The sequence below is a fragment of the Mycolicibacterium agri genome, from assembly GCF_002553505.1.
Classification (GTDB): domain Bacteria; phylum Actinomycetota; class Actinomycetes; order Mycobacteriales; family Mycobacteriaceae; genus Mycobacterium; species Mycobacterium agri.
Window position 1 is genome coordinate 1 of record NZ_PDCP01000147.1, and the last position, 7,616, is coordinate 7,616.

A 7,616-nucleotide genomic window follows, 5' to 3' on the forward strand; every position below is an offset into this window, starting at 1 on the left:
GCACGGCAACTCCAGCCTTCCCCGGGCGGGGCCACTTCGAACCGCCCAGCCGGGGCCAATTCGAGTTGACATAGCCACTACGCCAGGGCGGCCGTCCTACACGACTATCTGCTGCGGTACTCGCAGCGTCTCGGCGTCGATGCGCGTCAAGCCGACACCTGCTTCCGGCGGCAGATGCGGCGCGACGGGATCGGCCTGCTGCGGCGCTGGATCATGTGGGCCGCGGTGCGCATGGCGTCGATACTGCGGGGCAAGGGCGGCGCCGGGTGGTGGCAGGACGCGCTGGTCGCGATGCCGCTGCTGCTGCTCATCGCGCTGCCGATCGTCATCCTGCCCGTGATCGCGATCGCCGTCTCGACGGTGGCGTTCTGGCTGCTCGAGTCGTTCGTCGCGCTGTTGGTGCCCGACGAGCCGCCGGTGCCGTTGCCGTTGAAGACCTGACGAGTTGAAGACCTGACGGTCTATGCGGCCAGCGGCGCGTAGGTGGTGGTGCGCTGGCGGGCCGGGCGACCGATGCCCTCGGCGATCGCCGCCAACTCCTCGACGGTCTTGGCCGAGCCGAACTCCGAGCCCGCCATCCGCGAGATGGTCTCCTCCATCAGCGTGCCGCCCAGGTCGTTGGCGCCGCCCTGCAGCATCACCTGGGTGCGTTCAACGCCGAGTTTCACCCAGCTCGTCTGGATGTGGGAGATCCTGCCGTGCAACATGATCCGCGCCAGCGCGTGGACCGCCCTGTTGTCGCGGTGCGTCGGGCCGGGACGCGCGCCGCCCGCGAGATACAGCGGCGACGACTGGTGCACGAACGGCAGCGGCACGAATTCGGTGAAGCCACCGGTGCGGTCCTGGATATCGCGCAGGATGCGCAGGTGGCCCACCCAGTGCTTGGGGGTGTCAACGTGGCCGTACATCATCGTCGAACTCGAACGCAACCCCACTTCGTGGGCGGCGGTGATGACCTCGATCCACATCGAGGTGGGCAGCTTGCCCTTCGTCAGCACCCAGCGGACCTCGTCGTCGAGAATCTCGGCGGCCGTGCCGGGGATCGTGTCGAGTCCAGCCTCGCGCAGGCTGATCAGCCACTCGCGGATGGACATCCCGCTCTTGGTGACGCCGTTGGCGATCTCCATCGGCGAGAACGCGTGCACGTGCATCGACGGCACGCGCTCCTTCACCGCGCGCACCAGGTCGGCGTATCCGGTGACTGGGAGTTCGGGGTCGATGCCGCCCTGCATGCACACCTCTGTCGCGCCTGCGACGTGCGCTTCCCAGGCCCGATCGGCGACCTCGGCGGTGGACAGCGAGTAGGCGTCGGCGTCGCCCTTGCGCTGAGCGAACGCGCAGAACCGGCAGCCGGTGTAGCAGATGTTGGTGAAGTTGATGTTGCGGTTGACGACGAAGGTGACGTCGTCGCCGACAGTGTCGCGGCGCAGTGAATCCGCAAATGCGGCAACGGCATCCAAAGCAGGACCGTCGGCGGTGGCCAGCGCCAGATACTCGTCGTCGGTGCAGCCGGCGGGGTCGCGCTCGGCGGAACGCAGCGCGGCCGCGACGTCGGTGTCGATCCGTTCGGGTGCCCGCGCGATCAATTCGCCGACCTTCTCCCGGATGGATTCCCAGTCACCGAAGGCGCTGTTCAGGTCGCTGCGGGTGGCGGTGAGTCGGCCCTCGGCGTCGATCGCCGAGTGCAGGTCGACGCGGCCCAGCGACTCCGATGCTTCGTCGGGCTCCTGCCACGGCCGCCCGACGGGATTGATGTCCAGCGCGTAGCCGGTGTCCGGATCGGCAAGCGCCGCAACGTGTCCCTGCACACGTGGGTCGATCCAGGCGGCGCCCGCCTGCACGTACTGCGGCTGGGCGGTGAGCCGTTGCACGAGGTCGTAGCCGGCCTCCTCGGTGACCGCGGCGAGTTCGTCCAGCGCGGGCCACGGCCGTTCGGGGTTGACGTGGTCGGGCGTCAGCGGCGATACGCCACCCCAGTCGTCGACGCCCGCGCCGATCAGGGCCAGGCATTCGTCTCGCGACACCAGGTTCGGCGGCGCCTGGATGCGCATCTTGGGTCCGAGCACCAGGCGGGCCACGGCGATCGTCGCCAAGAAGTCGTCGAAAGCGGCGTCCGGCGCCGAGGCCATCGCGGTGTGATCCTTGGCCCGGAAGTTCTGCACGATCACTTCCTGAACGTGACCGAACTCCTTGTGCGAGCGCCGGATTGCGTGCAGCGTCTCGGCGCGTTCGGTCAGCGTCTCGCCGATGCCGACCAGCAGGCCGGTGGTGAACGGAATCGACAACCGGCCGGCGTCGTCGAGCGTCCGCAACCGCACCGCGGGGTCTTTGTCGGGGCTGCCGTAGTGCGCCAGGCCCTTGGTCTCGAACAGGCGCCGCGAGGTGGTCTCCAGCATCATCCCCATCGACGGGGCGACGGGCTTCAGCCGTGACAGCTCCGACCAGCTCATGACGCCGGGGTTCAGATGCGGCAGCAGCCCGGTTTCCTCGAGCACCCGGATCGCCATCGCGCGCACGTAGTCCAGCGTCGAGTCGTAGCCGCGCTCATCAAGCCACTGGCGAGCTTCCTCCCAGCGTGCTTCCGGCCGGTCGCCGAGCGTGAAAAGCGCCTCCTTGCAACCCAGCTCGGCGCCGCGGCGGGCGACGTCGAGGATCTCGTCGGGTTCCATGTACATGCCGAGCCCCTGGGCGCGCAGCCGACCCGGAACGGTGACGAAGGTGCAGTAGTGACAGGTGTCCCGGCACAGGTGGGTGACGGGGATGAACACCTTGCGCGAGTAGCTGACCGGCAGCCGACCGTTGGGGCCGCGGCGACCCGCCGATGTCAGGCCGGCGTCACGGACGCGGGCGGCGCTGGCGCACAGATCAGCCAGGTCCTCGCCGCGGGCGGTCATGGCGATCGCGGCCTCGTCGACGTTGAGGGATACGCCGTCACGGGCGCGCCGCAGTACGCGCCGCAAGGCGGACGGGTTGGGCGCGCCGGACTTCGGTGGAATCATCGGGCTGGGCAGATCGGTGCCATGCTGAGGGTTCAGAGCCACTCCTGTGTAACCCCGCGTTCGTCGAGCATCATCCGCACGTCTCACATTCTGAAACATCGACGCCAGGCATACCGGCCACAGTAGTCCGCGCACGCGCAAGAACGGAGGCCGCGGTCCCCTTGGCCGAGCCAGCAAATCAAGGTGTCCAATTGCCGACGCCGACGCCCAGGCGCGCGTACCTTCATCCAGGTCGGGCCACATTTTCCAGAGGAGTAGCCATGAGGGTCTCCGCGCGCACAGTCCTGACGGCCGGAGTGGCGAGCATCACCATTGGAACGCTCGTGGTGGCCCCGACGGTGCAGCCCGTGCCGACCCGAACCGAAACCATCCCCGCCGCGTACTTCTCGACGGAGCCGCGACCACCGTTGGACCGCGCCGCGTTGACGGCGTGGATTGCGGCCGCGCAGCGCACCGCGCCCGATTCGAGCCCGGTACCGCTGGTCGTCGACGCGCCGGCGCCGACGGCTTTGATTGCGTTCCCCGGATTGGGCAACGCCATCAAAGACGCCTACAACTTCGTCGAGTACTGGGTCGACTACGGAGTCGACGTGGCGGCGTATGCCGTCGGCTGGCTGCCGTTCGGTTGGGTGGCAGCCGACCAGATCCAGATCTTCTACAACAGCCTCATCGAGCCGGTCGCCAGGACCATCACCTTCAACATCGCCGACTGGGTCGGCGGTTCGCAGACCTTCTTGCAGGGCCTCAATAACGTCGTCCTCGACTCGGCCAACGCGGGCATCGGCTTCCTGAACGCCGAGATCGCCTGGGGCTGGGGCTTATTGCCGCCGCTTCCCTTCCCGCCGCCGCAGATCCCGACCCTGCCGTGGTTCACCCAGACGCAGACGGTCACCACGTCCGCGACAGCGCTCACGCCCGGCGAGACGACCGGCACGGGTGTGGCGGCGACGGCGGTCCGCCAGCTGAGAAGCGTCGTCGATGGCGAGAAGACGGTTCCCGAAGTGGTTAGAGACGGGGTTGAAGGTGTGGCCCACGTCGTGCGCGACAGGGTCGCGGAGCGACGCGCAACCCGGTCGACGCTCTTGGCCGGCGCAGCGGACGTCGACGGCAACCGCGTAGTGCGGGCTCAGGGCGAGGTGCGCGGGCCCGTCATCAAAGCGGTCACCGATTTTGGCAGGGCACTGCAGGGCCGAGGCGGTGCGGACGGTCGAGCCACGACGACGTCGGGCGCTGCGATCAAGAATCTCGGCGCCACCGCGAGGAAGGTCGTCAAGGACGTGCGGCAGGCCGCAAAGGATGCAAGGCAGGCGGCCAAGGATGCGCGGCAGTCCTCCAAGGAGCGCTCGGGCGACACCGACGACAAGTAGACGGCTACTGCGACTGGTTGTGGCGGAATAGCACTAGCGCGGGCGGCGACGTTCCGAGGGCGATCAGCAACAGCAACAGCCATTCAGTGCCGAAGACGGCGTCGTCGCCCGGTCCGGGCAGGGTCAGACCCGCGATGGTCGCCAGCCAGGTCCACAGCGGTAATGCTGCGAGCCGTGTCGAGGACGTCCACTGCAGGGCTGCCCACACCAGTGCGGCGTTGAGCAAGCCGGCTAGCAACGCGCTGATGGGAAAGGGAACAGGTCCGATGCGCAGCGCGAGGAAGAAGGACCCCAGCACCGCCGAGATGACGCCGTCGATGGCCAGCAGCGTGAGGACGACGACGCGCAATGCCCGAGTGTTGTCGGGCGACGAGCTCAGGTCGGGATGCTGTCGAGCACCGAGACGAGCGAGCCGACCACCCACTGGAAGTTGTCGAATCGGTCCTGCCAGTGCTGCAGGTTCGGATCCAGGTCTTGGTCCATGACTGTCCTTTGCGTCTGCGGCCACTCGGTCGAAGCGTACCGCCTCAGTGTTGTCTATCCGAGGTGCAATCCCGCGAGGAGGTCGCTCTCCCAGCCGCGGTCGTCGCGTTCACCGGGCTCGCCGGCGACGAGGATGAAGTGCTCGTCGGTCAACAGCGGCAGCGCGACGTTGTTCGTCAGCGCGAACGACCGGCCGTCGGGTGCCACGGCGACCTGGGTGGCGTGCGCACGGAGCGCGGCGAGTTTGGCGCCGACGTGGGCGCGGGTGTCGACGACCGCGTTGATCTTGTCGTCGAAGAATTCGTAGGGCAGGTGGTCGATGCTGACGCGCGCCCACTCGGCGGGCGGGTCGCCGAGGTCGTTCAGGCCCTTCGCCATTGCGGTCTTGGCGACGACGGTCCAGTAGAACTTGGGCACGCGCCACGGCTGCCCGGGGTAGTCGTCTCCGCCGGAAGCGTCGACGGCGGCAGAGGTGACGCGGTGGGTTTGGATGTGGTCGGGATGGCCGTAACCACCGTTGGGGTCATAGGTGACGACGACGTGCGGGCGCAGCTGGCGGATGATCGCGACGAGTTCGCCGACGGCCTCGCGCATGTCGGCATCGATGAATCGTTGATGCCGGCGCGGTTCGGTGCCGGCCATGCCGGAGTCGCGCCAGTGGCCGGGGCCGCCGAGGAAGATCGGCTCTTTGACGCCAAGCGCGTTGAGAGCGGCGGTGAGCTCGCAGATGCGGTACCCGCCGAGTTGATCGGCGGCATCGACGGCCAACTGCGCGTACTTGTCGCCGATGACCTCGCCTTCCTCGCCGAGGGTGCAGGTGACGACGTGGACCTCGGCGCCGCTGGCGGCGTAGCGCGCGATGGTGCCGCCGGTGGTCAGCGTCTCGTCGTCGGGGTGCGCGTGTACGAAGAGCAAACGGGGCGTCTCGTGCGAAGGCATCAGTTTCCGAACATACCGGCCGACCTCGGCACTTGCCCGTGGGGACGGTTGCCGCGGGCCGCAGGTGTGCGCTGCTAGCTGCCGGTCGGGAGGGCGGGGTCTATCAGCGACATAGTCCTTGCAGTAACTAATCAGCTCAGAGAACTTTTAGAACGATTTCAGTTAACTCAATGCGAGATGCTGTCGACTTTGCGCGTGCTTGCCACGGCGCTCGCGGAACGACCAGTTTGAGAGATCTGCTCTGGCGCCGCTAGCAAACTCTCAAAATGGTTCACTCGCGTCAATATGTGTAGATGCAAATCTTGCGTTGGCGACAAACTGGCACGTTGAACAGCTAACTAGGTCGGCGATCTTGATTTCCAGCAACCCCTGGATGTTTGGTAGTTGTGAGCAGGCCGGTGGATGGCCCGCATATTTATAAGACGGCTTGCTTAAAGTGCAATTCTTTGCTAACAACCGCAGCAAGCTGCAACGAGCCCGACAGCGGCTAAGTTACCTGGTCACGAACTATCTTTGTTTCCGCAACTACCGTGTGAAAACTGATTAAGCTGCGACCAAACGTGTAATAGATTTGTCCGCGACAGCACGAACTAGGAAGCCTGAACGAGGGGTGATGACCGCATATATCCCGCGCTACGCAACAGCCTGTGTAGCAATCTTCGCGCGGTCACCTAAGGGCTGTGGTCGAGGAGGCGAATACCCGGGGACCGGGGGCCCGGGTGACGGAGGGGAGCCGTCGCTGAGGTAACACTCATCGCCTTCTGTATCGGCCCCGCTGCCAATGGCATTCACACCAGCCGCTCGGCAGCGGGGCCGATTCATGTGTGGAAGGAGGTGCAGCCGAGGCTGCTGAAACTCCTGATCGCTGTCGGCGGTGTGTCGTATGGCGGCAATCTGCGTGTGGCGATCGCTATTTGCACCACCGTTAGTTAACTCGCCGACTAGTTGGCATTTGAGGTAATGAGCGTTGCCGGAATTGGGGCTCGCGGGTCGGAAATTCCGCAGGCTAGCCGAGGGTTCTGCTAATGACCGCCACTATGATCCTGTATCCGCGGATGCCGATCAAGCATGAGATTCGCAGGTGCAGTTACGAATTAGCTCTTCTCAAGTCTGCTCAGGGGAGTTTCGTGGCGTTCGCGTGTCGGCCCTGACGATGACGTCCACACCGGCTGGCGGTAGGCGTCGTCTCAGCCTCAAGTTCGCTGGGTACCTGTCAAGATCAGCTACTTCAGTGCCCTAAGACAATCCCTTGCCGTCGCAACTACGCGGGCGCGGCGGTGTCCGAACCTGAGAAACAGATGAAAATTCTGCAATAGATTCCTGAGTCTCAGATCACAGCTTGGCTCAGGGAGGTCGCCATGCACGTCACACTTCGCCCATATGTCACGACTGGTGTGGCCCTCGTAGGAGCCAGCGTCATCGCTGTCGCGCCGATAGCGCCGACGCCGCCAGATGTAAGAGTTGCCAACCCGGCGGCACAGGTCGAGCGACCGGTTCAGCTCACTGCGACCATCGAAGAGTCGATAAATGCGGTGCTTTTCCGGCTTGCCGAGCTCGATGTCTCAATAGCGCAACTGGCGACACCACTTCTAGCCCCAGTCATCGAGAATGCGTTCGCCGTGCCGCCGCCGATCGCGGAAGTGCTCGCACGCAGCTTGCTGGCGGAAACCGCGCTTGGCCTCGCCGGTCCTCTCATCAGCGGTCCAGGAGCTGTTGGTACGGCCCTTCAGAACCTGGTCGATAACACCGACTGTCGCCTGCCATGAGGATGGGACCAGTGTGACCTGATTTTTGCCAGGGTGATGGGACCACCTGGATTGCCAGTTAT

The 7,616-nt window shown here is 65.7% G+C and carries 5 protein-coding genes and 1 pseudogene; 3 read left to right on the forward strand and 3 right to left on the reverse strand.

Annotation, left to right across the window (positions count from 1 at the left end; genetic code table 11):
• Window positions 1–87: 87 nt before the first annotated feature.
• Window positions 88–441: pseudogene (locus CQY20_RS32540) on the forward strand (DUF1353 domain-containing protein); the annotation flags it as partial.
• Window positions 442–461: 20 nt separating this feature from the next.
• Here the strand turns inward: CQY20_RS32540 and CQY20_RS32545 are convergent.
• Window positions 462–3,041: a bifunctional FO biosynthesis protein CofGH gene (locus tag CQY20_RS32545; protein WP_163701646.1), complete on the reverse strand. Its 2,580-nt coding sequence runs from the start codon at window positions 3,039–3,041 to the stop codon at window positions 462–464.
• Between the two features lie 218 nt (window positions 3,042–3,259).
• Here CQY20_RS32545 and CQY20_RS32550 point away from each other — a divergent pair, with 218 nt between their 5' ends.
• Window positions 3,260–4,366, forward strand: a complete 1,107-nt coding sequence (locus tag CQY20_RS32550; RefSeq protein WP_097945267.1) for a hypothetical protein — start codon at window positions 3,260–3,262, stop codon at window positions 4,364–4,366.
• A 4-nt stretch (window positions 4,367–4,370) separates the two neighbouring features.
• Here the strand turns inward: CQY20_RS32550 and CQY20_RS32555 are convergent, their stop codons facing one another.
• Both CQY20_RS32555 and mshB read right to left on the reverse strand, forming a co-directional pair.
• Window positions 4,371–4,790: a hypothetical protein gene (locus CQY20_RS32555; RefSeq protein WP_097945269.1), complete on the reverse strand. Its 420-nt coding sequence runs from the start codon at window positions 4,788–4,790 to the stop codon at window positions 4,371–4,373.
• Between the two features lie 113 nt (window positions 4,791–4,903).
• Window positions 4,904–5,788, reverse strand: coding sequence for an N-acetyl-1-D-myo-inositol-2-amino-2-deoxy-alpha-D-glucopyranoside deacetylase (gene mshB / locus CQY20_RS32560; RefSeq protein WP_097945271.1), 885 nt, complete (start codon window positions 5,786–5,788; stop codon window positions 4,904–4,906).
• A 1,358-nt stretch (window positions 5,789–7,146) separates the two neighbouring features.
• Here mshB and CQY20_RS32565 point away from each other — a divergent pair.
• Entirely contained in the window at window positions 7,147–7,554 is a 408-nt protein-coding gene (locus CQY20_RS32565) for a hypothetical protein (protein WP_109789780.1), read from the forward strand.
• The last annotated feature ends 62 nt before the right edge of the window (window positions 7,555–7,616 follow it).

Excerpts from the sequence above, each read along its gene's own strand:
- CQY20_RS32550 (WP_097945267.1), top strand. The coding sequence starts at position 3,260 with ATGAGGGTCTCCGCGCGCACAGTCCTGACGGCCGGAGTGGCGAGCATC.
- mshB (WP_097945271.1), bottom strand. The coding sequence starts at position 5,788 with ATGCCTTCGCACGAGACGCCCCGTTTGCTCTTCGTACACGCGCACCCC.
- CQY20_RS32565 (WP_109789780.1), top strand. The coding sequence starts at position 7,147 with ATGCACGTCACACTTCGCCCATATGTCACGACTGGTGTGGCCCTCGTA.